Below are 22662 nucleotides of genomic sequence, written 5' to 3'. Positions count from 1 at the left end.
GGAACCCTGCGCACGGCCTCGTGACCTCAGACATCGGGAATACCCAATGAAGGAACTCAACCGCGAACGCCTCACGCCGCGACCTTGTCTTCCTTGTCCTCGCCGCGCATCACGATTTTCAGCGCGTCATCATCAAGCGGCCGCTGCAGCGCCTTGGCTTCGCTCCACGGCGCGCGCAGCCACACGTCGTGCTCCTCATCAGTGGTGAGGATGACGGGCATCGCCTTCTCGTGGATCGGCCCGACCACCGCATTCGGCACCGTGGTGAGGAAGCCGTAGACCAGATGCGGCCCCGGGGATCGGCTTCGACTTGGTGCCTCGATCGCCCCTGAACTCGGTCCAGATGCCGGCGAAGGCGCAGAGCGGACGGTCGTCGTTCAGTGCGAACCAGACGACGTCCTTCTTCGTTGCCGGGTTCGGCTCCGGCGCGTATTCGGCAAAGCTGTTCAGCGGCACCAGGCAGCGGTGCTCCTCCTTCAGCCAGCCGCGCCAGTGCGGCGAGGAGGTGTTGCGGATGTTGGTGACCGGCGGCCCGCCGGTGCGCGGCGGCGGCGGCATGCCCCAGCGCATCAGCACCATCTCGCGCGCGTCACCGTTGCCGCGGATCACCGGCGCCGGAAAATCCGGGAACACGCCGGTCATCGGCGGCAGATTGCCGACGTAGCGATTGACCACGCGGAACAGCCGCTGGATCGCCTCCTAATTCGTGGTGATCGAATACAGATTGCACATTGACCAAGCCGTGTTGTGTGAGGTCTTGCGTACCCTCTAATTCTAGTGGCGTTGCGAGTGGCTTCAAGAGCCGCTGTAATGCTCCGCCATGAGCACGAAGTCGCGCGAGGTGATCTGGGGCAGCCGCATCATGGGCGCCAACATGCGCGCCGAGCAGGCGCGGCGCGATGCGAAGCTCGCGATCAGCATTGCGGACGCCGCGGAAGCCGAAGCCTGGTCGGTGCGGATGGAAGGCTATGGCGGCCCGGCGCAGCCGTCACCAACCATCGGGCAATGCATCAACGGCGGCTATCGCTTCCTCGAAGTCGAGTGCAGCCGCTGCAAGACCCGCGCGAGCCTGCCGCTATCCGACATCCGCCGCCCGCGTGACACCGAGATCTGGAAGCTGGAGGCGTCGCTGAAATGCCGCAACTGCCGCACCCGCCGCTACGCTCCGCCGACGCGCATGATCAAGCTGACCGAGCACCAGCAGATCACGCCGTACAAATGGGTGCATCCGACGGAGGAGAGGTGAGGGCAATAGGCATGAAAGCGAGGAAAAGCACGCATAACGCGTAGATTAAGCCGAGATGCTCCTTTAGGATGTGCATTTCCTTACTTGGAGACTTCCATGCAAATCGTTTCGTTCATGAATATGAAGGGTGGTGTGGCCAAGACGACGTTGGCGGTGAACATCGCGTACGCTCTTGGATTCGAGCATCACAAAAAAGTCCTGCTAGTCGACGGAGATCCTCAATTCAATGCGACGACCTATCTCTTGGAGGATAAGGTCTACTTGGCTCATTTGAATGATCCAAAGAAAGGTACACTTCGCGATATTTTCATTCCGAAGAAGCCAGGGCCAATCAATACGGTCGTGGGGACGGCAAAGCCAATAAACAAGAGCAAGATGCCGCTCCACGACTGCACACTAAAGATATTTGACCGAGGTACGGGTCGCGGGAAACTCGACTTGCTGCCTTCGACTCTAGCCTTGGTTGAGCTCGAACACTCATCGAGACAAACTGAGAATAAGTTGAAGGCGTATCTGCACGAGAAGGCAAAGGGCTATGACTACGTAATTATCGACTGTCCGCCCACGATTTCATTTTTCACGCAGGCGGCAATACTCGCCAGCGACAAGTATATCGTGCCGATAAGGCCGGACCCTTTATCCGTAATCGGTCTTCCGCTGCTCGAGCGTTACATCTCTGAATTTACCGACGATGCGGGTATGAAAATTGAACAGGTCGGACTCGTGTTCACCATGGTAAGAAACCCAGCACCGCGAGCGATGAAGGAATTAATGGACGATCTCAGAAGAAATCGGAAAGGGGCAGTCTTTGCAGATTGGCTCAGTCTATCAACAGACGTCGCTGAGTCCGTAACGGCGCATTCGCCTGCTTTTCTGTTTCGCAAGACTCCTCAAAAGATTAAGCTGCAGATGGTGGGGATTGCCCAAGAATTTCTAAATCGGACCGGAGGCTAGTCGTTGGCTCCAGAGAAGTCGCACAAAGCATGGCTGACTTTCGTACGAAAAGTCGTTTCGGTGGCGGCCGGCTACTCAAGGCAGGACTTGTGGGAGTTTCGTAATCTGGCTTCCTACGAGGCTCATTCGTTTGTCCCAATTGTAGAAGCCTATCTTCGCCTCGTTGAAAACTCGGAGACTAATGTCTCGTCTTCGAAGATCGGGCCTCGGAAAAGTCGTGGTCTCGAACAGATGCACCTATTCGATCTGTTACGTGACAAAAAGTTCTTTCCAACAAATCTCGATCTTGCGGAATTTGCATCGCGAGTTGTTCCGCATATGAGGGCGTACCGTTGGGACAAGATGTCTAGAGGCGATATTGCCGCGAGAATAATCGAATATCTTGAGCAAAGCGGTACGCGCGACAAACTGGAGGTTTCGATGCGCGAAGCCTTCGGTCAGTTAGACCGGCCCGCGAAAGCATCGGAGCGCCGCAGCTTCTTCTCTAAGTGGGAGCGCATCATCAAGGGCATCGAGCTTTAATGGCAAACAAGCCAATTCCCAGCATTGCGAGCGATTTTGCCTCGGTGCTTTCGTTTCTCCAGGGGAAAGGCGTTGTTGCAAAGAGCCCGCATGCAACAGTCGTCCAAACTGCACGACGAATTCACAGTTCAACCTACAGCTTGATCCTGTGGCGCTTTCGCTTGAAGGGGCTTCCGCCACATGGAAGTGTCTTCGTTGAAGAGATAGCGTCCGACGCGCTTCAAGTCTTGCCTCAGGTGTTGATGGGATTTGGAAAGCCCGCAACTCTGCTAACACGGGGAATTTTGGAGAACGTCCTAAGGCATTTGTATTTCTTGGATCATCCAATCGAATTTCACAGGATGAACCGTGAGGCAAAGTGGTTTATGACCATCGATGCTCTGATCGAATACGGGAAGGCTCACCCGACTTTTTTCGAGATCGGGGATCAGTACTCGGTGTTCAACAACGTGAGCAGTTTGTACAGCGAACTGTCTGCGGGAGTTCACGGGCGCACTGTTAGAGACCTTGAAATGAAGACTGCGCTCGGTCGGCTAACGTATGACGAAGCGACCGCAGTAAAGTTGGCCAACGCGCTCGTCAAAACAGCTGAGGCAACGAACTTCGTCTTGGCAATGCTTCACCGTGCGCAGATGGAGCGCTTCCAGAGCGAAGACAAGAAGATCATCTTACGTTCGATGCCTTCATTGGCGAGGCGTATTTGGCGTGAGCACGAGTGACTTTGCACGCGTGCTAGTCGGTCTTGCCCAAACAAAAACGGCCGGGTCCTTCGACCCGGCCGTTCAAAACTCTCTCCGCGCTTGTCGCGCTGCAGCTAACTCAGCTCGCCTTCTTCACCGGCGCCGGCTTGCCGACCTTCTTCTCGATGGCGCGCTTGAGATCCAGCGCGCGGGGCGAGAGGACGTCGGCCTTGGCCTTGATCAAATAGGCGTCGAGGCCGCCATTGTGGTCGACGCTCTTCAGCGCATTGGTCGAGACGCGCAGGCGCACGTTGCGGCCGAGGGCTTCCGAGATGAACGTGACGTTGGTCAGGTTCGGCAGGAAGCGCCGCTTGGTCTTGATGTTGGAGTGGCTCACCTTGTGGCCGGTCAGGGGGCCCTTGGCCGTCAGTTCGCAGCGCCGAGACATGTTGCAAATCCTCTTCCATCCCCGCCGCCAAAAGCGTGCGCGCCGCACGCCGCGCGGGGGTTGTAAATCGTGTCCATTTCCAGGAACCGCGGGTGTATAGGGTGGATGGGGCGGAGCGTCAAGGTTTAATGGCGGGCGCCGGGGTGCGGAAAAACGCGGTTCATAAGGCGTTCCAGCCACTTAACGCCCCGGTCAGGCACCATATAAAGGGCGTATTCCCCGCTCAGAACGGGTTCCCATACAATAAGAGCGTTGTCCGGCCGGTTTGGCTGCCTAAATGACCAGGACGCTCGCGCTGGAATAGCAGGACCGTCAGCTTCGTGACTACCAGGATTGCCTTTTGGCCCATGATCGGGCGGCTCGCGGCGCTGTGCGCCGGGGCGATGCTGTGGCTCGCCCCCGGCGGGGCGGCAGCCCAGGGGCGGCTGGATGCGCAGTATGAGGCTTCGCTGGCCGGAATTCCGGTCGGCAAGGGCTCCTGGACCATCGAAATCGGAGATGACGTGTTCTCGGCGTCCGCCCAAGGGGGGACGGCCGGGCTGCTGAAAGCGTTTTCCGGCGGCACCGGCACGGGTGCCTCGCAGGGCCGGGTCGTCAACGGCGCGCTGGTGGCAACGAGCTACACCGCGACCACCACCACCGCCAAGAAGGGCGAGACCATCCGCATGGTGCTCGCGGGCGGAAATATCAAGGATTATGCGATCGAGCCGGAGCCGCCGGTCGATGCCGACCGCATCCCGGTCACCGAGGCGCATCGCAAGGGCGTCTACGATCCGATGACCGGCTCGATGCTGCGCGTGCCCGGCAATGCCGAGCTGATGAGCCCGGATTCCTGCCGCACCGGCGCCGGCGTGTTCGACGGCCGCATGCGCTACGACCTCAAGCTCGATTTCAAGCGGGTCGAGACCGTCAAGGCCGAGCGCGGCTATCACGGCCCGGCGCTGGTCTGCGCGGTCTATTTCACGCCGATCGCCGGCTACATCCCGGATCGCCCGGTGGTGAAGTACCTGGCCCAGCAGCGCAATATCGAGATCGCCTTCGTGCCGATCGCCGGAACCCGCATCCTGGTGCCGTTCCGCATGACGATTCCGACCCCATTCGGCCAGGCCATGCTGGAGGCGACCAGTTTTGTGACCACAGCCGCGCCGCCCCGGGTGGCGAAGACGCAGTAGCTCACGTAGCCTCGCCCCGCTTGCGGGGAGAGGCCGGATCGCATCGTGAGATGCGAGCCGGGTGAGGGGGGCTCTCCACGCACCGTGCTCGCGGAGAGTCCCCCTCACCCGGCGCTTCGCGCCGACCTCTCCCCGCAAGCGGGGCGAGGTGAAACCCGGATCGCGGCGGCAGAGGAATCCGGTTGACTCTTGCCTGCTTCTGATTCGACTCCGCCCTCGCGGGACTTTAAGGAAATCGCACCTATATCCGTCGCTTGTGCAGCCCTCGCAAACTTGATCTAGTGCCGCCGCATTTGACCCTACGCGAGATGTTGCGGTGAACGAAATGGACATGGAATGGAGTCAGCGATTCGGCCGCGATTCGTTCTAGACTCGTTCCGAAGCTTACCGAACGCGGCAATCTGCGTCGCATTATGAAACAGCAACAGACCTCCGCGACGTCAAAAACACCTGCAAAACATGCCTTTTTCAACTGACCGCGCGCCGGGCGCTGGCGTCACTGCCGTTCTCGGCCCGACCAACACCGGCAAGACGCATCTGGCGATCGAGCGGATGCTTGGGCATTCGTCCGGCATCATCGGCCTGCCGCTGCGGCTCTTGGCGCGCGAGGTCTACAACAAGATCGTCGATCGCACGGGGGTCGAGAGCGTAGCCCTGATCACCGGCGAGGAGAAGATCAAGCCGAAGGCGCCGCGCTTCTGGGTCTCGACCGTCGAGGCGATGCCCAGGGATCTCGACGTCTCGTTCCTCGCGGTCGACGAAATCCAGATCGCGGCGGATCTGGAGCGCGGGCATGTCTTCACCGACCGCATCCTCAATCGCCGCGGCCGTGATGAGACGCTGCTGCTGGGCGCCGCGACGATGCGTCCGATCATCGAGCGGCTGCTGCCGGGCGCCTCGATGATCACGCGGCCGCGGCTGTCGCAACTCGAATTCGCCGGCGACCGCAAGATCACGCGGCAACCGCGGCGCACTGCGATCGTCGCGTTTTCGGCCGATGAAGTCTATGCGATCGCCGAGCTGATCCGCCGCCAGCATGGCGGCGCGGCCGTCGTGCTGGGATCGCTGTCGCCGCGCACGCGTAACGCACAAGTGGCGATGTTCCAGAACGGCGATGTCGATTATCTCGTCGCCACCGACGCCGTCGGCATGGGCCTCAATCTCGACGTCGATCACGTCGCCTTCGCCTCCGACCGCAAATACGACGGCTATCAGTTCCGCAGGCTGACGCCGGCCGAATTCGCGCAGATCGCCGGCCGCGCCGGGCGCGCCACGCGCAACGGCACCTTCGGGACGACAGGCCGCTGTGCGCCGTTCGAGCCCGAGCTCGTCAATGCGCTGCAGAACCACACCTTCGACAGCGTGAAAATGCTGCAGTGGCGGAATTCGAAGCTCGACTTCTCCTCGCTCGGTGCGTTGCAGGTCTCGCTGGCGCTGTCGCCCGGCTACGAGGGGCTGACGCGCGCGCCGATCGCGGAAGATCTGCGTGTGCTGGATCACGTCGCGCGCGACGCCGATGTGCGCGACATGGCGCATGGCGCGGCCCAGGTGGAGCGCCTCTGGGAGGCCTGCCAGATCCCGGACTATCGAAAGCTTTCACCGGCGGCCCATGCCGAGCTTGTGACCACGCTGTACGGCTTCCTGATGCAAAAGGGGCGTATCCCGGACGCATGGTTTGCCGCCCAGGTCGACCAGGCTGATCGCACCGACGGCGATATCGATACGCTGTCGGGGCGGATCGCGCAGATCCGCACCTGGACCTTCGTCGCCAACCGGCCGGACTGGCTGTCCGACCCGGATCATTGGCAGGGAATCACGCGCGACCTCGAAAATAAATTATCCGATGCGCTGCATGAACGGCTCACGGAGCGTTTCGTTGACAGGCGGACCAGTGTATTGATGCGCCGCCTGCGGGAGAACTCAGTTTTGAATACGGAAATCGGCAAGACCGGCGAAGTGATCGTGGAAGGCCATGTGATCGGCCGGCTCGATGGTTTCACCTTTGCACCAGATGCGGCGGAAGCCGGCAGTGACGCGAAAGCGCTGCAGGCGGCGGCGCAAGCAGTGCTGGCGAAAGAGATCGATACACGTGCCGAGAAATTGGGCGCAGCACCGGACGACCAGTTCGTGCTGACCTCCGACGGCACCATCCGCTGGACCGGCGACGCGGTGGCCAAGCTCGTCGCCGCCGAGGATGCCCTGCATCCGCGCTTACGCATCATCTCCGACGAGCGCCTCACCGGCGCCTCGCGCGAAGCCGTGCAGACCCGCCTCGACCTCTGGCTCAAAACGCATATCGAGAAGTTGCTCGGCCCGCTGTTCGAGCTCGCCAAGGCCGAGGATCTGCAGGGCATTGCGCGGGGCATCGCATTCCAGCTGGTCGAAGCGCTCGGCGTGCTTGAGCGCACCAGGATCCAGGCCGAGATGAAGGATCTCGACCAGCCCTCGCGCGCCACCTTGCGCAAGTATGGCGTGCGCTTCGGCGCCTATCACATCTACTTTCCGCAGCTGTTGAAGCCCGCGGCGCGCTCGCTGGCTTCGCTGCTCTGGGCGGAGAAGCAGGACAACGTTGACATGACTGCGCTGTCGAATGCGCAGCACCTCGCGTCATCGGGCCGCACCTCGTTCCCGGTCGACAAGACCCTGCCGCGCGATGCCTACCGCGTGCTCGGCTACCGCCAGTGCGGCGAGCGCGCGGTGCGCGTCGACATCCTGGAACGGCTCGCCGATCTGATCCGCCCGGCGCTGGCCTGGCGCGAGACCTCGCCAGGCGACAAGCCCGCCGGCGCCTTCGACGGCCGCGGCTTTGTGGTGACGCAGGCGATGACCTCGCTCACCGGTTCGGCCGGCGAGGATTTTGCCTCGATCCTGCGCGCGCTCGGCTACCGTATGGACCGCCGCCCGCCCTTGCCGCCGAAGCCGGTCGAGGCCGCGCCTGTCGTGACGGAGACTGTCTCCGCCGATGCACCGCCGGTCGAGGCGAGTGCGGAAGCCACCGATGCGCACGCTGTTGAAGCCGCGCTGGAAGCACCATCCGCTGCAGAAGCCGCCGCCGAGATTCCGGTCTCCGGTGATCCCGCACCGTCGTCAGCGCTGCTGCCCGATGTCGGCTTCACGCCCGCCGCCAGCGAAGAGACGCCCGTCATCGTCGAGATGCAGCCGGAGCCTGCGGCAGAAGCCGCGCCGGAGCCTGCTGCCGAGGCCGCACCTGAAACCCCTGCTGAAGCGCCAGCAGAGGCCGCCGCTGAAGCCCCTGCTGAGACCGCCAGCGCAGAAGCTGTTGCCGCTGAAGCTGCGCCCACTGAGGCTGCAGCGCCCGCCGAGCCGCAGCTCGTCGAAGTCTGGCGTCCCGGCGGCCGCTCGGAAGAGCGCCGTCCGCAGCGTCATCACGATCGCAACCGCCCGCGCCATCACGGCAAGCCTGCCGAAGGTGCACAGGCTGCTGCTCCGGCCGAGGGCGGTGAGGGCGGCGAGAAGCGCGAGCATCATCGCCGGCCGCGTCGCCACCAGGATTTCCGTAAAGCCCGCGAGGGTGCGCCGGCGGAAGCTTCTGCCGCACCCGCCGAGGGCGCACCGCAGCGTGAGGATCGCGGCCAGCGCCGCGAGCGTTTCGAGGGCAAGGGACGCGATCGCGACAATGAGCGCCGTCGCGACAACAAGTTCGGCGGCGATCGCGGCGAACGCAAGGATCGCGGCGAGCGCGACCGTGGCGGCCGCGATTTCCGCGGCAAGGGCGATCGCGACAAGCGCGAGGGCGGCCCGTCGCATCGCCCCTACGCCTCCAGCGCCCCACGCGAGCGCGACCGGCCGATCGATCCGAACTCGCCATTCGCCAAGCTCGCGGCGCTCAAGGAACAGCTCGCCGGGCGGAAGGAATAGACGTAGCGTTTTCGAGCGAAGTGGGTACCGGTTCGCGTCAAGAAAACGCGTCAACTAAAGAGACAACTTGGACCGACAGCGCCTCGACAAATGGCTGTGGCACGCGCGGGTGGTGAAGGCCCGCACCAGTGCTGCTGAACTGGTCGAGAGCGGTCACGTCCGCATCAACGGCACGCGCGAGAAATCGCCGGGCCATGGCGTCAAGCTCGGCGACGTCGTCACTGTTGCGCTCGACAACAGCGTGCGCGTGATGAAGGTAACAGGCTTTGCCGAGCGGCGTGGCGATGCCGCTTCAGCCCGCGTGCTCTATGAGGATTTGCAAGCCGGCAAGGAGTAGCTATCTAGGGCACGGGCCTTGCATTTTTCGGGTCTCGCTTCCCTTGCGGCTGCGGTATTCCTGCGCTACGCAACCCCAGAAAAATTGTGACCGTTTCGGAGTTCTGGATGACCTACGTCGTCACTGAAGCCTGCATCAAGTGCAAATACACCGACTGCGTAGAGGTCTGCCCCGTCGATTGCTTCTACGAGGGCGAGAACATGCTGGTCATCCACCCCGACGAATGCATCGATTGCGGCGTGTGCGAGCCGGAATGCCCGGCGGATGCCATCAAGCCGGACACTGAGCCCGGCCTGGAGAAGTGGCTCGAAGTGAACACCCAGTACGCCAAGAGCTGGCCGAACATCACCCAGAAGAAGGACTCTCCCGAAGACGCCAAGGAGTGGGAGGGCAAGGAAGGCAAGTTCGAGAAATATTTTTCTCCGAATCCCGGCAGCGGCGACTGATTCGCCGCTCGCCCTGAGGGCCCTTCGCGGACGGTTTCAAGCCCGTCCCGGCCCTGAAATGCCTGCCGATTTAACCCTAATGACGGACATATGACCGAAAGGTCTCTGGAAAGGTCCGGAATCAGGCGTAAATCATTGATTTTTGCGGAAAATGTGCTATATATGGCACATTAAAGCCAGAACCTGGCCATGCGTAACTTTGGCCCCGTAGGTTTTCGCAAAACATCGAACAGGGGCGTGGCAGTTTCCGCGCGCAGGCTGTGTCACAGAAAACGCGTAAAAAGAGTGCTTCCAAGACGTCGACAAAAAAAGCCGCTGTCGTTTCTCGCAGCGCAACCAAGGGCCGTGCCAAGGCGTCGGTGAAGGACGCCAAAAAGGCTGCGGCCGCAAAGTCCTCTAAGAAAAGAAGCGTGATGCCAGAAAAGACCGCGAAAACTGCCGCGAAAGCGACAGCTCCGAAGACTGCCGCGAAAGTTGCCCCGAAAACCGCCGCCGCGGCTGCCAAGCCGGCTGCCCCGAAGGCCGCTGCTCCCGTGAAGCCGGCTGCCGCCGTCGCTCCGCCCAAGGCTGCTGCGAAGCCGGCCGCGCCGGCCCGCCCGGAAGAGAAGAAGGTCGTGACCCAGCGTCAGGGCTTCAAGGCCAACGAATTCGTGGTCTATCCGGCCCACGGCGTCGGCCAGATCCTGGCGATCGAGGAGCAGGAGATCGCGGGCGCCAAGCTCGAGCTCTTCGTGATCAATTTCATGAAGGACAAGATGACCCTGCGCGTTCCGACGGCGAAGGTCGCCAATGTCGGCATGCGCAAGCTGTCGGATCCCGCGCTGGTCAAGAAGGCGCTGGAAACCCTGAAGGGCCGCGCTCGCGTCAAGCGCACCATGTGGTCGCGCCGCGCCCAGGAATACGAAGCGAAGATCAATTCGGGCGACATCGTCGCGATCGCCGAAGTGGTCCGCGACCTCTACCGTTCGGAATCGCAGCCCGAGCAGTCCTACTCCGAGCGCCAGCTGTATGAAGCAGCGCTCGACCGCCTGTCCCGCGAGATCGCGGTGGTGCAGCACTCGACCGAGACCGAAGCGGTCAAGGAAATCGAGAGCCAGCTCGCCAAGAGCCCGCGCCGCGGCGCCAAGGCCGAGGCCGAGGGTGACGCGGAAGGCGATGCCGAGGGCGATGATCTCGACTCCGACGGCGACGATGCCGTCGCGGCCGACGAAGCCGCCTGAAAGGGTTCGACGGATTGAGATAAAAGCCCGGTCGCAAGACCGGGCTTTTTGTTTGGGCGGGCGTTTTTGCCTTGGCTCTGTGCTTCGCCTGCCGAGCAATCGCTGAACCACCTGGTCACGCCTAACCCTCCGGTGAGTGCCGCCTTCCGCCGATCGCAACGTCGCGTGTCGGTCCGTCGCTGAATTTGCGAACTTCGCATAACGATGACGGTGGCCCCCCTTGAACGACTTCGACGAAGAATTTCGTCTGAAGGTCCGAGGGGGTTGAAAGCGGTCGCTATTCACCTCGCGGGGACTTGCCCCGTCGGCCTGTGGATCCTGGGCCGCCAAGGAAGCGGCAGGCGGGATCAGGCGCCCATCGGACGTTTGGGATCGGGCGGCAGGAAGGTGAGCGGCGCGCCCATGGTCTCGCGGTAGGCCGCGGGCTGCTTGCCGTCGATGTCCCGCAGGCCATAGCGCTGGCCCAGCTCCGCGCCGATCAAGGCTTGGCCGGAGAGCTCCATCAGCTTCGGGTCGTCGTGCAGAGCGTTGAGCACAAGGGCGGTGAACTCTGGCCGTTCGAACTGAGGCAGGGCCGCGGCGAGCGTCGGCGGGAGCCTGTCCTTCGGGAGCGTTTCGGCAAATTTTGCGAGCTCGTCGGAGTAGACGAAGCCGGGCCAGAGCGAGATGCAGGCTACGTCGTGCGCGCGCAACTCCAGCGCCATGTCGAAACTCATCTTGTCAGTGCCGGCTTTGGCCGCGCCATAGGCGGGGCCATGAAAATAAGTGACGGCGCCATAGAACGAGATGTTGGCGATCAGCCCCTGCCGGCACTCGACCATCAAGGGCGCGGCGAAATAGGCGGCCATGTAGTTGGTGTGCAGGCCGACCTCGATGATGTCGCCGACGGCCAGCGGCTTCTCCCAAAAGGCGCCGGGCCTGGCCAGTTCGGGAGCGACCGCCGCGGCGTTGTTGACGAGAATGTCGAGCTTGCCAGTCTCCTCCCGGATACGCCGGAACAGGGCCTCCACGGCGGTCGGGTCATGCTGGTCCATCGGGACTGCGACGCCCTTGCCGCCGCCCGCAGTGACTTCGGCCGCAGTTTCGGCGAGCAGGACCGCGCTCGAAGCGCGGCTGGTGACGTAGACGGTCGCGCCCAATCGCCCGAACTGACGGGCCACGCCGCGGCCCAGGCCCCGGCTTGCGCCGGTCACCAGGACCGCCTTGCCAGCCTGATCGCTCATCTCTGATCTCCCTGCCGCGGGACCACACCGACGGCCGTCGCCACGCGCCTGACCTCAGGCGACGCGCGTGCTAGGTTGGTTCCGGTTTCCGCTCTGGTTACTTATCGGAACCACCGGCTATCATGCCGCTCGCGGCGCCAGAAGGAGGCACATTTTTGTCACCTGCCCACCCGCCCCCCGGCGACGAATGCCTCGAGATCCGTGAGGTGCTGAACCGCATTGGCGACAAGTGGAGCTTGCAGGTGATCGGGTTGCTGAGCGAAGGGCCTCGACGGTTCAACGAATTGCGCCGCGGCGTTGGTGGGATCTCACAGCGCATGCTGACCCTGACCCTGCGACTGCTGGAACGCGATGGCCTGGTGAAGCGGACGGTTTTCCCCACCGTCCCGCCCAGCGTCGAATATCAACTGACGCCTCTCGGCCTCACCTTGACCGACCCAGTTCGCGCGCTGTCGAAATGGGCGCGCGAGCACCGCGAGGAGATCCGCGCCGCGCGCCGGCGATCTGACGCCTAACGAGGCGGACACGGCGCGCCTGACTGACGCACCCTCCGGACCTCGAATTGGCTTGCCGTGGCCACGAGGGTAGTTCCATACTCTGCCGTAATCGACGCCATGCTGCTTTGACCACGAATGTACTGGCAAAGCCTCTGGTTTCGCGACCCCGCGACTGGTGTACCCGGCCGCGGGGTTCTTCTTGTCCCCCGCGCGCAATGCTTGCCAAAGACCAGCGCATGTCCGGTCTGCTGGTGGGTGGCGCGCGCATTCAAGCGATTGAGGTTGCCAGAGTGTCCACCGATACCGTTCCTGCTCAGGAACACGACGACATCATGTACCCGCAGGTCCTGCCATTCCTCCTGGTCCATGCAGGCTGCATCGCGGCGTTCTGGACGGGCATCTCAGGGCCGGCGATCGCCATCTGCGTCGTCCTCTACTGGTTGCGGATGTTTGCGATCGGTGCGGGCTATCATCGGTACTTCTCGCATCGCGCCTACGCAACAGGCCGCATCTTCCAGTTCATCCTCGCATTCCTGGCCCAGAGCAGCGCCCAGAAAAGTGTGCTCTGGTGGGCTGCGAAACATCGACACCACCATCTTCATTCGGATACCGAGCAGGATGTGCATTCTCCCCGGCACAAGGGTTTTGTGTACAGCCACCTCGGCTGGATCTTCTATCGGCAGCACGATGCGACCGATCTGGTGAAGGTTTCGGACTTCGCGTCGTATCCCGAGCTGATGTGGCTGCACAAATTCGAGGTCTTGCCGGCGGTCGTGGTCGCGGGTCTGTGCTGGCTGATTGCCGGATGGTCAGGGCTCGTGGTCGGTTTCCTCTGGAGCACCGTGCTGGTGTACCACGCGACGTTCTGCATCAACTCGCTTGCGCATGTGCACGGCCGCAAGCGCTATGTGACGGGTGATGACTCCCGCAACAACTGGCTGCTGGCGCTGCTGACGATGGGCGAGGGTTGGCACAACAATCATCACGCCTACCAAAGCAGCGCCCGGCAAGGCTTCCGCTGGTGGGAGATCGATGTGACCTATTATGTTCTCGTGGCCCTGTCCTGGCTCGGACTAGTCTGGGATTTGAAGAAGCCGCCAAGGCAGGTCCTCCGCAATGAGCAGCAGTTGGGATCGCGCGTGATCAGCCGGACGGCCGCGCAGCTCGCTGCCCGGTTCAATTCTGAGTCCATCGCGCTGGCGATCACATCATCGCTCCATGAAACCGGGCTGTCGGTTCGCGACGCGCTGCATCTGCTGCGGCATCCCACCGATTTGCACCTGCCGAGCATGCCAACGCGTGAGCAGCTGTTGGCCGAAGCCCAGCGCATGTTCGCCAAGACGATATCCCTGGACGATATCGTCGACCGTGCCCATGAGCTGCTGATCGAATCGGTCAGCCTTCTTCTGGTCATTCCGCCTCAGGTCGCCCCCGCGCATGCAAGGTCCCAGGCGAACATGGGATTTGCCCCGGGGCATCCCGATGTAAAGTGAGGAAGATCGCGGTCGAGACGGCCTGAAAAACGAAAAGCCCGGTCGCAAGACCGGGCTTTTGTTTGCATCTCGCGTGGCGCTTTGCGGTGAACCGGGAGCAGGGCTGCAGGCACTGATGAAGGCAATGCGCAAAGCAGCTTTCACAGACATGGCCCGCCTCATTTCCCGCGTCCTTCCATCCTGCCTTTTTCTGTGCTGCACGACGCTCCAGGCCTCAGCGGCCGAGCGCATCGTGTTCAGGTTTGAAAACGCCGCCGACCTGCGCGGCCTCGTCAATGTGATGACGGCGTTTCGCGCGGCGTGCCTCGCCGAGCCCCTGACATCAGCGCTGCCGGCGCAACTCGTTCCCGACGGCTATCGCGTGGTCACCCGCGCCGTGCACATGTGGGGCAAGGAGGACGGCTCGTTTCCGGATACCGCCATCCTGTCGAAGACCGGCGACGAGGACAGCGACATCGCCGGCGGCTATCCGATCATCGATCTCATGCTGCCGACCGCAAAGCTTCCCGACGGCGCCTGCAGCGTCAGCTGGAAGCGGCGCTGGGCCCAGGATTATCCCAACGGCGCTGCGCAACTTGCTCTCGACATGGCCGCCCAGCTTCCGGCGCGTGTGTCCTACTATCTCCAGGCAACGCTGGTATCGAAGCCAAACGATATCTTTGCCGTCGCCGATAGCTACAGCGACCTGACGACATGGCGCACGGCATGCAACGCGGGCAAACATTGCCGCTTCGAGATCATTACGCGCTTCGACCAGCAGGGTGTCGACATCACGGTGATGTCGCGGGGCGAGGAAAAGAAGTAGACAAGGCGCGATCCCTTTCAATCCTGTGTTGCTCGGGTGAGCGCAATGAAATCTGGCGAAGAGAAAGGTTCGCTATGCTAGGCTGGAAAGTCCATCAGTTAGGCCGGCCTTGCGCAATCCGTCGAGGAAATGATCCCGGTCGAGGGGGTCTCTATACCTATTGGCGCGCATCCAAGCGAGTTCGAGCGTATTTGAGGGCAGGGCTTCGCCATTCTCGCTCAATTCCAGACATCTCTCTCGAATGAATACGCGCGCCTCGACACTTGCCTCTGTCGGTCGATCGGTTTGCGCGTAGCACGCCGCAAGGAGCGCGTGCGACCAGCGGTCGCCCGATCGCGCTTCCTTGAAAACCTTGATCGCCTGTTCGTATTCGCGAGCCGAATAAAGCGCCAACGCGTGATACCAATGGTAGATGTTGGGAGGAAACGGGTTCAGCCGTTTGGCCGATTTGATCCATGTCAGCGCTTCCTGCCAGTGCCCCCAGTAGGTGAGAATATTTGCAAAAGCGGCGGCGACATCGGCGTCGTTCGGATTGAGCGCCAGAGCGCGTTTGAAATGAGTGTCGGCCTCTTGATCACGATGTTGCAGGAAAAGAAGCTGCGCGAAGATGCTGTGTGACCAGGCGTCGTGCTCATCCAGATCGAGGGCGATCTCGATCTCGCGACGAGCCTCATCCAGCGGAGGGGCGGCAGGTGACTCCAGAAACGCGGCGCAGACCACCGTCCAGGCTGCATTGGCGTGAGCGCGAGCATACGCCGGATCGAGCCCGATGGCTTTCTTGAAGTAGCCGCGCGCCTCCTCCATGCTCCTGACGGTTAATTGACGCCATTTCTCATTCCCCAACAGGACGAGATCGTAGGCCGTGATGTTCGAGGTCTGTTTGCCTCTCGCGATCTCGCGGCCTGCGTCCTCAAGTCGGCCGGGCAGTGCCGAAACCACCTTGCCCACGATTTCGTCCTGGATCGCGAAGATGTCTTCGATCTCGCCGTCGTAGCGCTCCGTCCAAAGAGTGAAACCGCTCGCGGCATCCAGGAGCTTGACGGTCACCCGCACCCGCTTTCCGATCCTGCGCGCGCTCCCTTCCGCGACATATCGGACGCCGAGTTGGTGGCCGACCTCTCGGATGTCGAACGACCTGGCCCGGTAGACGAAGCTGGAATGGCGGGCCACGACGAAGAGCGACCGGAAACGCGACAATTCCGTAATGATGTCTTCCGTGATCCCGTCGGAGAAGTAGTCCTGCGCGGGATCGCCGCTCAAGTTCAGGAATGGCAGCACGGCGATCGATGGTTTGTCGGAGGCCGCGGACGGAAGCCATGTCTGTCGGCTGCCATCGGACAGGGTGGCCGGCGGGCCGACATAACGGTAACCACGACGCGGCAGCGTCTCGATCCAGCTACTACCACCTTCGACAGCTGCAAACGCCCGGCGCAGTGCCGCCATCTGGACGGTTAGATTGCTTTCCTCGATCGCCAGCCTGGGCCAGGCCGCCTCCATCAAGGCGTCCTTGGCAACCGGCTTGCCCGCCTTGTCCAGAAGCAACCGAAGCAGCGCGACCGCTCGCCCGCCAAGAGGAACCGGCTCGGCTCCGCGAAACAGCGTGTCAGCGTCTGCCTCGAGACGAAATGGACCGAACTCGTAGATCGCCGCCATCGCCTAGAGACACCATTTTTAGCGAATTTTGCAACTTTTTCCGATCGGATTCAGGACTCGATTTGGCGCTCCGTGAGATGACCGCATGGGCATTGGTGGCACGGAGCTAATCGAATGCAGCGGCAGACATATGATCACTTGACGGGCAAATCGCACTCCGAACCTCGGTCCACCCCACAGCTACGGCTCAAGGGCAATGTCGTCCTCAGGGGGAACGCCGGCTACGACGAGGCGCGCAAGGTCTGGAACGGTGCTATCGACAAGAAGCCGGCCATGATCGCCTACTGCGCGGATGCCCAGGATGTGGTTGAGGCCGTGATAGCAGCGAAATCCGGCGCGTTCCCGGTGGCGGTTCGCAGCGGAGGCCATAATGTCGCTGGCCTGTCGGTCTGCGACGGCGGCATGGTCATCGACCTGTCGCGAATGAAACGCATCGAGGTCGATCCGGTCCGTCGGACAGCGCGCGCGGAGGCCGGCGTCGATCTGGGCGAATTCGATCGCGCCACGCAGGCGCACGGCCTGGCGACCACCATGGGCATCAACAGCGATACCGGCATCGCCGGGCTCACGCTCGGTGGCGGCTTCGGCAAGCTCGGACGCAAATACGGGCTGACCTGCGACAACCTGATTGCCGCCGAAGTGGTGACAGCCGAGGGAAAGATCTTGAAGGCCAGCGCGACCGAACACCCCGATCTGTTCTGGGGCTTGCGAGGTGGCGGCGGCAATTTTGGCATCGTGACTGCGTTCGAATACCGGCTCCATTCCATCGGCACTTCTTTGCTGGTCGCGTCGGCGCTTCATCCGTACGATCAGGCGCGCGAGGCCATGCAGTTCTATGATGAATTCGCCCGCAACGCGGCCGATGAGGTCAACGTCGATGCAGCCCTTGTAACGTTGCCGTCCGGCGACCGGTTCTTCAGCATCACCGGTTGCTATGTCGGTTCGCATCATGACGGTGAGCGCGCCCTGTCACCGATGGTTAAGTTCGGCTCGCCCGCCGAGACCAGCCTCGCAACTGTCCCTTATCTTGCGATTCAGTCGGGAGGCGACGCCCTGTTTCCGCGAGGACGTCGCTATTACTGGAAGGCGCAGTTCCTGCGCGAGATCAGTGCGGGCGCGATCGACGCGCTGCTCGACGCCTATGCGACAGCGCCCAACGCCTCGTCGTTACTGGTTTTCCAGCACGTCGGCGGCGCAATCGCGCGGGTTCCAACGCCCGAATCGCCCTACGCAAACCGCGATGCAGCGTTCGACTGCTTTCCGATCGCGATCTGGGACGATCCGGCCGATGACGGCGCGAACATGCATTGGGCGCGCGAGCTGTGGAGCGCCGTCAGGCCTTATTCGACCGGCGGCGTCTACGCCAACAATCTCGGCGATGAGGGCGAGGACCGTGTCCGCGAAGCCTATGGCGAGAACTATGCGCGGTTGGCCGTGCTCAAGAACAAATACGATCCGACCAATTTCTTCCGCCTCAACCAGAATATCAAGCCGACGGCATCGCTACCCCACACGGCAGCGCGTTGAAGTCCGGCGCGCGGAGTCGGGTCGCACGCTGCTGCGGATCGATCTTGCGCGGCCTTTCGCCGGGAAAGACAGGAATTTCATTTCATCTATCCGTAGAGGGGGCTCGTCATGACCAGGACCGGACTTTTGTTTTTCGGCGTTACGGCCGCGCTCGCGTTGCTGGCCGCAGCGCCGGCGCAGGCGCTGCAATCCAGGAGTTATGTGTCGGGCGCAGGAAGCGGCACCGCATGCACCCAGGCAGCCCCATGTTCCAGCATTGGGAACGCTGTCGCCGCAACGGTCTCAGGCGGCGAAATCAATTGTGTCGATTCCGCCATCATCGGGGGTGGTACAATTGACAGATCGCTGACCATCGACTGTGCCGGCACGGCCGCGTCAAGCACTGCTCTCCAGGTGCAGGGAGCCGGCATTATCGTGCGGATTCGCAATCTGTCGATCAACGGCGGTAATTTCTATGACATCCCCGGCATTGATTTTGTCGACGGCGCAGCGCTGATCGTCGAGAATTGCCTCATCGAGAATTTCACCTCGGCGGCTGCCGTCGGAATCAGGTTCCGGCCCATAGCCTCCGGTTCAAGGCTGATGGTGACCGACAGCCAGTTGAGCAACAACGGCAGCGGTTCGACGGGCGGAGGCATCGTGGTGAACCCTCAATCGGGCGGAACCGCCCAAGTCGTCTTGAAGCGGGTCAGCGTCAGCAAGAATGTCTTTGGCATCGCAGCCGACGGCACCGGCAGCAGCGGCGGCATCAACATGACGATCGCTGACAGCGTGATGTCGGATAACTCGCAGGACGCAATTGTTGCCACTACGCCGAGCGGTGGAGCCCCTATCGGCGTTTTGGTCACGAACTCGATATCCGCCAATAATCGATTCGGAATCCGCTCGCTTGGTCCGGGCGTCACGGTTCGCGTGAAGAACTCGGAGATCACCGGTAACGGCACCGGTGTCGCCGCAGGGAGCGGAGGCCTTTTGCTCTCGGGCGGTGGCAATACGGTTCAAGGCAACGGCACCAACGGTACTTTTTCAGGAACTTACGCCTTGCAGTAGTTCCGCCCGCGTGAAGCTGCGACTGACCGAATGTCGCGGCTGACCGCCGTACGACCGCGATGCTGCAGATATGAAAACCCCCGCACGTTGCGGGGGTTTTCAGCGAGCGCAGCGCGGATGGAGCCGACTGGTTGCGCGAACACGCGCCCGGGCAAGAGCAAGTCCGCTGTGGGTCATTTTCGACGGTTTCAGCGGAGATTGGTCGGCTGGGTGGCGTCCGCTTCTACCCCGTAAGCGTCCGACCGAGGCCTGCTCGGAAGCGAGAACACGCCAAGAAGAAGGCGCGTAGGCCAACATCCCCCGAAAAGCAATCGTAGCGATCCGATCTGCTTCAGTCCGTCCCATTATCGCGCTCGCAATCACTCGAGCGGTTCTTCAACAGGATCAAGCAATTGTCGTATGACGACGCGCTACGACAGGCTTGCGGGAATTATCCTGTCTTCGTCCATTCGCGTCTATCCGGCTATGGCTGTGCCGCGCGTTATCAGCCCACGCCCTAAAGCGCGATGAGATTAGGTTAAATCGTCATCACGCTTTAGCTCGTTCTATCAGCATGATCTTTTCGGAAAACCGCTTCACACTTTTCCGGATCATGCTCTAGCGTCCCTGTTGTGACCATGGCCATGACAGTTGCGGCTGCCTGGGGCGCGGCCGCGCAGTTTCCTGTTGCGGCGCTGCCGGCCTGCTTGCCTGAGCAAAACTCGTCGGCCGTGGACGCGGCAGCGGTGTCCCGGGCATCACCCTTGGTGCTTCGGACGTCAGGCCTGGTTCTTGAGGCGTCGCGCTCGGCTCCTGGGGCATTGCGCTCGGCTGTTCGGGCATCGTGCTCGGTTGCCCGGGGGGTACCTTCGGCTCGTCGGCTATTGCCTTTGGCGCGTCGGGTGCTGCCCTTGGCTCCGGAGCATTCGACATGACGCGGGCCAGTTGCCCCTGGATTTGTTCCTGGCTGGCGTTGAGCCGCTCGGTGACGGCAGCGTTCGCGCGCTCCATTTGCATCTGGGTTGCCCTGAGCTGGTCGAGCACATTGCTGTTGTTGCGGGCCATCTCGTCCTGGCTCGCCTTGAGCTGGTTTGCGACGGCTTGGTTGTCGCGGATCAATTGATCCTGCCTCGCCTGCAGCTGTTCGACGGTCTGCTTCAAGGCGGCGAGATCACGCGCAGTCGCCTCGAGCTGTTGCATCGACTCCGAAGGTGCAGGCGCGGCAGTCGGCGTGACGTCTTCTTTTGCAGCCAGCTGCACGGTCGTCGCTTCCGGGGCTGCCGTCTTCGGCTTGGGAGCGGGGGACGACCACCACCAGGTTGCGAGACCGACGGCTGCGGCCAGCAGCGCACCGGCAAACGCGAGGGAACGTAACTCCAGCGGGCGGTGATGCGTTGCCGTCGGGGCGCGAGACGCCGTGACGCCTGGCGGCCTGTCCGAAGGACTCACCCTGGCGCGCGCCAGGTTCACGAGCTGCTCCTCCAGGCTCGCAACCTGCTCTTCCGTGAGCTTGTCGTTCGGAGTGGACTCCATGTGGTGCTCCGCATCGGACTGGCAGATGGTTCTCACCGGCACGCACGTGCAGCCTGATGATGGATGCGCCGTCGTGGCCGCCCATGGCGATGGCCGTTGTCCGTATTAGGACGCCGACAGGAGCAAATTGGGGCAGGCAGCGGAATACTGCCAAAGGGGTACCCACACTCACCGTCGAATTGCGAGAGCTTGCGCGGTCTTCCCGGTACGGTGATTTGCACGTGGATCGATTTTGCTAAAGCGCGATGAGATTGGGTTGAATCGTCATCGCGCCTTTAGCTCCTTGTTTGAGCATGATCTTTTCGGAAAACCGCTTCACACTTTTCCGGATCATGCTCTAGGACGGACAATGAAAAAGGCCGCAGGCGTTGCGCGCTGCGGCCTGTGTCCGGGAAAATTGAGCGTCCGTGCAATGCAATACTTCCAGCCCGGTCAGGCCACGATTCCAGAACTCTTCGGTTGTTTGAAGTCCCGAGATCTGTTCCCGGCGACGAAACATGGCGGATGTTGTACGGCGGCTACACAGACATCGGCCCATTCGGCGCGAGCCGCGATGTGCGCGCATCATGATACCGGATTCCGTTGCCAACCAAGGTCGTTGCGGTCTTCGCCAGCGCGACAGAGCGGCTCTCGCGTTTCAAACGCGGACCAACGATTGCGTTCCGCTGATGGTTGGACAATGCAAGCTGACGGCGCCGTTCGGCAGGAGTAAGCTCTCGCCGCGTGACCATCACAGACGCAGTCCGCCGTGTGCGGTACGCGTCGGTGTGATCGTCACCACGCATCTGGAAATGGCAAGTCTCATCGCAAAATCTCATCGCATATTCGGGAGGCGAGGATGGATGTTTCACAGGCGTTTGCTGACTTGAATTCGAAATTCGTCGAGACGGTCAATGCCCACGACGCGCACCGTTGGGCGGCCTTGTTCTGCAAGGACGCGGTTCTTGTACCGGCCGGGCAGCCGAGCGTCAGCGGCCGGGACAGCATCGAAGCGTGGGGCGAAGTTGCAACCAAGATCTGGAATCACCTGGAAATCCAGCAGGGGCGCTGCTCGGCTGATGGAGCCGTCGTGTGGGAGCAGGGGACGTGGACCGGGAACGTCAACCTGCCCGACAAGCAGACGGTGGATATCAGCGGAAACTTCCTGCTGATCGCCGAGAGGGAAGGGCGCGCCTTGCGGATCAAGGCGCATACGTGGAACGTCAACCTCACGCAGTGATCATCGAACGGGACCATCGCGGGAATTCCGGGTTGTGCGGCTGCTGACACCATGCTGTCAGCAGCCCTCAGCCACAATCCGCGCCGATGATGCGACATCAGCGCGAGGTCCAACATGGCGCGATACCGGCTGCATTGCGTGGGTGGGTCCGGCAATTCCTACAAGCTGGCGCTGTATCTGAATTGCGCCGGGCTCGACTGGGAGCCGGTCGGGGTGGATTTCGCCGGCGGCCAGACCCGCGATGCCACGTGGCGCGCCGAGACCAATCTCATGGGCGAGGTGCCGGTGCTCGAGGTTGACGGCCGCCTGATGTCGCAGTCAGGTGCGATCCTGATCTGGCTTGCCGAGACGACCGGCCATTTCGCGGCCAATGCTGCGGACCGTTTCGACGTGCTGCGCTGGCTGATGTTCGACAATCACAAATTCACCGCGAACTATGCGATGCACCGCTTTCAGAACGCGTTGACGCCGGAGCCGGTGCATCCGGCGGTGCTGGCGTTCCTGCGTGCGCGTGTGGTGTCATCCTGCGCGATCGTCGAGAAGCATCTCGTCGATCGCCCCTACATGCTCGGCGATCGGCTGACGATCGTGGATTTTTCGTTGGCCGGCTACATCTACTATCCCAAGGAAGAGACCGGCTTCGATATCGAGACGACGTTTCCCGCCATCCATGCCTGGCGCCAGCGCCTCGCGTCACTGCCGGGCTGGAAGCCGCCATATGAGTTGATGCCGGTCGGACGATCGCCGGCGGCGAGGGTTACGTAGGATCTCCGGCAGTG

The 22662-nt window shown here is 62.1% G+C and carries 20 protein-coding genes and 2 pseudogenes; 17 read left to right on the top strand and 5 right to left on the bottom strand.

Annotated features, from left to right (window positions below):
• Positions 1-71 precede the first annotated feature (71 nt).
• Positions 72-693 (bottom strand): annotated as a pseudogene (locus tag JQ604_RS35330) (SOS response-associated peptidase family protein).
• Positions 694-820: 127 nt separating this feature from the next.
• Between JQ604_RS35330 and JQ604_RS35325 the strand changes: the two are divergent.
• The 4 genes from JQ604_RS35325 to JQ604_RS35310 all read left to right on the top strand — a co-directional run bounded on the left by JQ604_RS35325 (position 821) and on the right by JQ604_RS35310 (position 3441).
• Positions 821-1246: a hypothetical protein gene (locus JQ604_RS35325; protein WP_212365347.1), complete on the top strand. Its 426-nt coding sequence runs from the start codon at positions 821-823 to the stop codon at positions 1244-1246.
• A 96-nt stretch (positions 1247-1342) separates the two neighbouring features.
• Complete coding sequence (locus tag JQ604_RS35320) at positions 1343-2200, top strand: ParA family protein (RefSeq protein ID WP_212365346.1); 858 nt, start codon at positions 1343-1345, stop codon at positions 2198-2200.
• A 3-nt stretch (positions 2201-2203) separates the two neighbouring features.
• On the top strand, positions 2204-2722 hold the full coding sequence (locus tag JQ604_RS35315; protein ID WP_212365345.1) for a hypothetical protein: 519 nt from the start codon (positions 2204-2206) through the stop codon (positions 2720-2722).
• The gene (locus JQ604_RS35310; RefSeq protein WP_212365344.1) at positions 2722-3441 is read left to right on the top strand and encodes a hypothetical protein; all 720 of its coding nucleotides are present in this window, start codon (positions 2722-2724) and stop codon (positions 3439-3441) included. Before JQ604_RS35315 ends, JQ604_RS35310 begins: the two co-directional genes overlap by 1 nt.
• A 100-nt stretch (positions 3442-3541) precedes the next feature.
• On the opposite strand, the gene rpmB is transcribed toward JQ604_RS35310, so the two are convergent.
• Positions 3542-3850: a 50S ribosomal protein L28 gene (gene rpmB, locus JQ604_RS35305; RefSeq protein ID WP_212365343.1), complete on the bottom strand. Its 309-nt coding sequence runs from the start codon at positions 3848-3850 to the stop codon at positions 3542-3544.
• 347 nt (positions 3851-4197) lie between these two features.
• Here rpmB and JQ604_RS35300 point away from each other — a divergent pair, with 347 nt between their 5' ends.
• The 5 genes from JQ604_RS35300 to JQ604_RS35280 all read left to right on the top strand — a co-directional run bounded on the left by JQ604_RS35300 (position 4198) and on the right by JQ604_RS35280 (position 10904).
• Complete coding sequence (locus JQ604_RS35300; RefSeq protein WP_212365342.1) at positions 4198-5022, top strand: DUF3108 domain-containing protein; 825 nt, start codon at positions 4198-4200, stop codon at positions 5020-5022.
• A gap of 459 nt (positions 5023-5481) precedes the next feature.
• The gene (locus JQ604_RS35295; protein ID WP_212365341.1) at positions 5482-8901 is read left to right on the top strand and encodes a helicase-related protein; all 3420 of its coding nucleotides are present in this window, start codon (positions 5482-5484) and stop codon (positions 8899-8901) included.
• A gap of 67 nt (positions 8902-8968) precedes the next feature.
• Positions 8969-9238 (top strand): RNA-binding S4 domain-containing protein, encoded by a 270-nt coding sequence (locus tag JQ604_RS35290; RefSeq protein ID WP_212365340.1) that lies wholly within the window; start codon positions 8969-8971, stop codon positions 9236-9238.
• Positions 9239-9345: 107 nt separating this feature from the next.
• Positions 9346-9684: a ferredoxin FdxA gene (gene fdxA, locus JQ604_RS35285; RefSeq protein WP_212365339.1), complete on the top strand. Its 339-nt coding sequence runs from the start codon at positions 9346-9348 to the stop codon at positions 9682-9684.
• Positions 9685-10097: 413 nt separating this feature from the next.
• The gene (locus tag JQ604_RS35280; RefSeq protein ID WP_212365338.1) at positions 10098-10904 is read left to right on the top strand and encodes a CarD family transcriptional regulator; all 807 of its coding nucleotides are present in this window, start codon (positions 10098-10100) and stop codon (positions 10902-10904) included.
• A gap of 347 nt (positions 10905-11251) precedes the next feature.
• Here JQ604_RS35280 and JQ604_RS35275 read toward each other — a convergent pair whose 3' ends face one another.
• Complete coding sequence (locus JQ604_RS35275; RefSeq protein ID WP_212365337.1) at positions 11252-12127, bottom strand: SDR family NAD(P)-dependent oxidoreductase; 876 nt, start codon at positions 12125-12127, stop codon at positions 11252-11254.
• 122 nt (positions 12128-12249) lie between these two features.
• Between JQ604_RS35275 and JQ604_RS35270 the strand changes: the two genes are divergently transcribed.
• The 3 genes from JQ604_RS35270 (at position 12250) to JQ604_RS35260 (ending at position 14922) form a co-directional block, all read left to right on the top strand.
• Entirely contained in the window at positions 12250-12642 is a 393-nt protein-coding gene (locus JQ604_RS35270; protein ID WP_212365336.1) for a winged helix-turn-helix transcriptional regulator, read from the top strand.
• A gap of 314 nt (positions 12643-12956) precedes the next feature.
• Positions 12957-14117 carry an acyl-CoA desaturase gene (locus tag JQ604_RS35265; protein WP_212365379.1) on the top strand — a complete coding sequence of 387 codons (1161 nt, stop codon included), beginning with the start codon at positions 12957-12959 and terminating at the stop codon, positions 14115-14117.
• A 232-nt stretch (positions 14118-14349) separates the two neighbouring features.
• On the top strand, positions 14350-14922 hold the full coding sequence (locus tag JQ604_RS35260; protein ID WP_212365335.1) for a hypothetical protein: 573 nt from the start codon (positions 14350-14352) through the stop codon (positions 14920-14922).
• A 72-nt stretch (positions 14923-14994) separates the two neighbouring features.
• Here JQ604_RS35260 and JQ604_RS35255 read toward each other — a convergent pair whose 3' ends face one another.
• A complete protein-coding gene (locus JQ604_RS35255) occupies positions 14995-16575 on the bottom strand; it encodes a winged helix-turn-helix domain-containing tetratricopeptide repeat protein (protein WP_212365334.1) in 1581 nt (526 codons plus the stop codon).
• A gap of 114 nt (positions 16576-16689) precedes the next feature.
• On the opposite strand from JQ604_RS35255, the gene JQ604_RS35250 reads away from it, so the two are divergent.
• The 3 genes and pseudogenes from JQ604_RS35250 to JQ604_RS42235 all read left to right on the top strand — a co-directional run.
• Positions 16690-18102, top strand: coding sequence for an FAD-binding oxidoreductase (locus JQ604_RS35250; protein WP_212365333.1), 1413 nt, complete (start codon positions 16690-16692; stop codon positions 18100-18102).
• 108 nt (positions 18103-18210) lie between these two features.
• The gene (locus tag JQ604_RS35245) at positions 18211-19152 is read left to right on the top strand and encodes a hypothetical protein (protein ID WP_212365332.1); all 942 of its coding nucleotides are present in this window, start codon (positions 18211-18213) and stop codon (positions 19150-19152) included.
• Positions 19153-19449: 297 nt separating this feature from the next.
• Positions 19450-19652: pseudogene (locus JQ604_RS42235) on the top strand (IS5/IS1182 family transposase); the annotation flags it as partial.
• A 97-nt stretch (positions 19653-19749) separates the two neighbouring features.
• Here the strand turns inward: JQ604_RS42235 and JQ604_RS35235 are convergent.
• Positions 19750-20664, bottom strand: coding sequence for a hypothetical protein (locus JQ604_RS35235; RefSeq protein WP_212365331.1), 915 nt, complete (start codon positions 20662-20664; stop codon positions 19750-19752).
• Between the two features lie 838 nt (positions 20665-21502).
• On the opposite strand from JQ604_RS35235, the gene JQ604_RS35230 reads away from it, so the two are divergent.
• Both JQ604_RS35230 and JQ604_RS35225 read left to right on the top strand, forming a co-directional pair.
• Entirely contained in the window at positions 21503-21883 is a 381-nt protein-coding gene (locus tag JQ604_RS35230) for a YybH family protein (protein WP_212365330.1), read from the top strand.
• A gap of 114 nt (positions 21884-21997) precedes the next feature.
• The gene (locus JQ604_RS35225) at positions 21998-22648 is read left to right on the top strand and encodes a glutathione S-transferase family protein (RefSeq protein ID WP_212365329.1); all 651 of its coding nucleotides are present in this window, start codon (positions 21998-22000) and stop codon (positions 22646-22648) included.
• The last annotated feature ends 14 nt before the right edge of the window (positions 22649-22662 follow it).

Source organism: Bradyrhizobium jicamae (assembly GCF_018130695.1).
Classification (GTDB): Bacteria; Pseudomonadota; Alphaproteobacteria; order Rhizobiales; family Xanthobacteraceae; genus Bradyrhizobium; species Bradyrhizobium jicamae_B.
The sequence above is the reverse complement of the archived record's forward strand: the minus strand, read 5'-3'. Positions and strand labels throughout refer to the sequence as shown.

What these genes read in the sequence shown, in the direction of transcription:
- JQ604_RS35325 (WP_212365347.1), top strand. Translation starts at nt 821, where the DNA reads ATGAGCACGAAGTCGCGCGAGGTGATCTGGGGCAGCCGCATCATGGGC.
- JQ604_RS35320 (WP_212365346.1), top strand. Translation starts at nt 1,343, where the DNA reads ATGCAAATCGTTTCGTTCATGAATATGAAGGGTGGTGTGGCCAAGACG.
- JQ604_RS35310 (WP_212365344.1), top strand. Translation starts at nt 2,722, where the DNA reads ATGGCAAACAAGCCAATTCCCAGCATTGCGAGCGATTTTGCCTCGGTG.
- rpmB (WP_212365343.1), bottom strand. Translation starts at nt 3,850, where the DNA reads ATGTCTCGGCGCTGCGAACTGACGGCCAAGGGCCCCCTGACCGGCCAC.
- JQ604_RS35300 (WP_212365342.1), top strand. Translation starts at nt 4,198, where the DNA reads ATGATCGGGCGGCTCGCGGCGCTGTGCGCCGGGGCGATGCTGTGGCTC.
- JQ604_RS35295 (WP_212365341.1), top strand. Translation starts at nt 5,482, where the DNA reads ATGCCTTTTTCAACTGACCGCGCGCCGGGCGCTGGCGTCACTGCCGTT.
- fdxA (WP_212365339.1), top strand. Translation starts at nt 9,346, where the DNA reads ATGACCTACGTCGTCACTGAAGCCTGCATCAAGTGCAAATACACCGAC.
- JQ604_RS35280 (WP_212365338.1), top strand. Translation starts at nt 10,098, where the DNA reads ATGCCAGAAAAGACCGCGAAAACTGCCGCGAAAGCGACAGCTCCGAAG.
- JQ604_RS35275 (WP_212365337.1), bottom strand. Translation starts at nt 12,127, where the DNA reads ATGAGCGATCAGGCTGGCAAGGCGGTCCTGGTGACCGGCGCAAGCCGG.
- JQ604_RS35270 (WP_212365336.1), top strand. Translation starts at nt 12,250, where the DNA reads ATGCCGCTCGCGGCGCCAGAAGGAGGCACATTTTTGTCACCTGCCCAC.
- JQ604_RS35265 (WP_212365379.1), top strand. Translation starts at nt 12,957, where the DNA reads ATGTACCCGCAGGTCCTGCCATTCCTCCTGGTCCATGCAGGCTGCATC.
- JQ604_RS35255 (WP_212365334.1), bottom strand. Translation starts at nt 16,575, where the DNA reads ATGGCGGCGATCTACGAGTTCGGTCCATTTCGTCTCGAGGCAGACGCT.
- JQ604_RS35250 (WP_212365333.1), top strand. Translation starts at nt 16,690, where the DNA reads ATGCAGCGGCAGACATATGATCACTTGACGGGCAAATCGCACTCCGAA.
- JQ604_RS35245 (WP_212365332.1), top strand. Translation starts at nt 18,211, where the DNA reads ATGACCAGGACCGGACTTTTGTTTTTCGGCGTTACGGCCGCGCTCGCG.
- JQ604_RS35235 (WP_212365331.1), bottom strand. Translation starts at nt 20,664, where the DNA reads ATGGAGTCCACTCCGAACGACAAGCTCACGGAAGAGCAGGTTGCGAGC.
- JQ604_RS35230 (WP_212365330.1), top strand. Translation starts at nt 21,503, where the DNA reads ATGGATGTTTCACAGGCGTTTGCTGACTTGAATTCGAAATTCGTCGAG.
- JQ604_RS35225 (WP_212365329.1), top strand. Translation starts at nt 21,998, where the DNA reads ATGGCGCGATACCGGCTGCATTGCGTGGGTGGGTCCGGCAATTCCTAC.